We start from the raw sequence: 1,657 nt of genomic DNA, 5'->3' as shown, positions 1-1,657 counted from the left end.
TACAACCCCGACACCGGACTCCCCCTCAACTACGATCCCGAGACCGGGCAGGTCCTGCCCATCGACCCCGTCACCGGACAACCGGTCGGCACCGACCCCGTCACCGGCCTGCCCGACTACGACTACGACTACAACGTGCCGGAACCCCCGCCCAACCTCGGACTCAACGGCCCCGGGAGCGGGTCGGACGAGGACGTACCGATCAACCCGGTCACCGGCGAGCCCTACGTCATCAACCCGGCCACGGGGCAGCCCTACCCGATCGACCCCGAGACCGGGGCGCCGATCGTGGGCGGCTCCTACCCGTCCGACGTACCGGCCGTCGACGAGCTTCCGCCGTTGCAGTCACCCGACGACGTGGGCCTCAACTACGGCGGCCTCAGCCCCGCTCCCGGCCCCTACTCCAGCGACGGTGGCGGCACCCCGGACAGCTCCGACCGCTCTTCGCTGTTCGCCGCCCCCGACGGCACCCAGTACCCGTCGAACGGTGCCTCCGGGCCCTCCGGCGGCCAGGGTTCCGCAGGCGGTGTCGGCGGTCTGGGAGGACCGGGTGGACAGTCCGGAGTCAGCGGCATGGGTGGTACGAACGGCATGGGCGGCATGCCGATGATGCCTCCCATGATGGGCGGCATGGGAGGTACGGGCGGTGGCGGCGACAACAACCGCGACCGGCAGCGCTCCACCTGGCTCTCCGAGGACGAGAGGGTCTGGGGCACCGTGGCCGACGGACAGAGGTCCGCGCTGGGACGTCCCGTCCCCGGACAGAACAAGAAGGGAACACCCCGGCATGAGTTCGCCGATGCGACACCGGATGGAAGAGGAACTGGCACAGCTTCACAGGACGATGGGACGGTTGGCGGACGCAAGCGCAAACCTGGAGTCGGCAACCGAAGAGGTCGTGGCCAAGAACAGGCTCGTGGGGGCGAAGGTGGACGCGACGGGCGAACTCGTTGAACTGAAGTTCCACACCCAGGCCTACCGGGACATGGCCCCCACCGAACTGGCGGCCGCCATCACGGACGTGGTCAACCGGGCACGGAAGCAGATGGCCGAGCGCGTCTCGGAGGCCTACGGCCCCTTCCTCCCGGAGGTCGCCGGTGCGAACGAGGTCATGAGCGGCGACCTCGACCCGCTCGAACTGCTCGACCGGTTGGGCATCCCCTCCGAGGACCCTCGGCGGTAGACGCGCCCCACCGCATCCACCGCCGAGGAAACAGGAGAGGAGAAGAACATGGCGGACGGCGACGGCCTCTTCGTCGACACCGACGGCCTGTCCAGGAACAGTTGGAGCGTCTACGACGCGGCCGAGTACGCCCAGGAGCTCCAGCAGTGGCTGAACGCCGAACTGGAGCCGCTGGGCGACATCTGGGGCGAGGGAGACGAGTTCGCCGAGCAGATGGAGAAGTCCCTGGGGGTGCTCAGGACCTCCATCGACCAGTACCTGGGCTTCCTGGCCATCGCGACGAGGGACACGAGTGCCATCCTCGGCCAGACCAGGGACGGCTTCGTCCGCGGGGAGGAGGAGAACGTGGACAACGTTCCCGACCTCGACCCCTCGAACGTGCCCGGCGGGCGCCGGTAACCCCCGTACCACCCCCATCCCCACCTGCCCGGACGGCCGCCGCCGCGGCCGTCCGGGTCCCCCGAGAAGGAGTTT

General features: G+C 69.3%; 2 protein-coding genes and 1 pseudogene. All 3 read left to right on the top strand.

Annotation, left to right across the window (positions count from 1 at the left end; translation table 11 throughout):
* A pseudogene (locus D455_RS35530) lies at positions 1-954 on the top strand (hypothetical protein); the annotation flags it as partial.
* Positions 845-1,183: a YbaB/EbfC family nucleoid-associated protein gene (locus tag D455_RS0120405; RefSeq protein ID WP_083922329.1), complete on the top strand. Its 339-nt coding sequence runs from the start codon at positions 845-847 to the stop codon at positions 1,181-1,183. The pseudogene D455_RS35530 and the gene D455_RS0120405, both read left to right, overlap by 110 nt.
* 48 nt (positions 1,184-1,231) lie before the next feature.
* Complete coding sequence (locus D455_RS0120400) at positions 1,232-1,582, top strand: hypothetical protein (protein ID WP_017572553.1); 351 nt, start codon at positions 1,232-1,234, stop codon at positions 1,580-1,582.
* Positions 1,583-1,657 lie beyond the last annotated feature (75 nt).

Origin of the sequence: Nocardiopsis halotolerans DSM 44410 (assembly GCF_000341065.1) — a bacterium.
GTDB lineage: Bacteria > Actinomycetota > Actinomycetes > Streptosporangiales > Streptosporangiaceae > Nocardiopsis > Nocardiopsis halotolerans.
The sequence above is the reverse complement of the archived record's forward strand: the minus strand, read 5'-3'. Positions and strand labels throughout refer to the sequence as shown.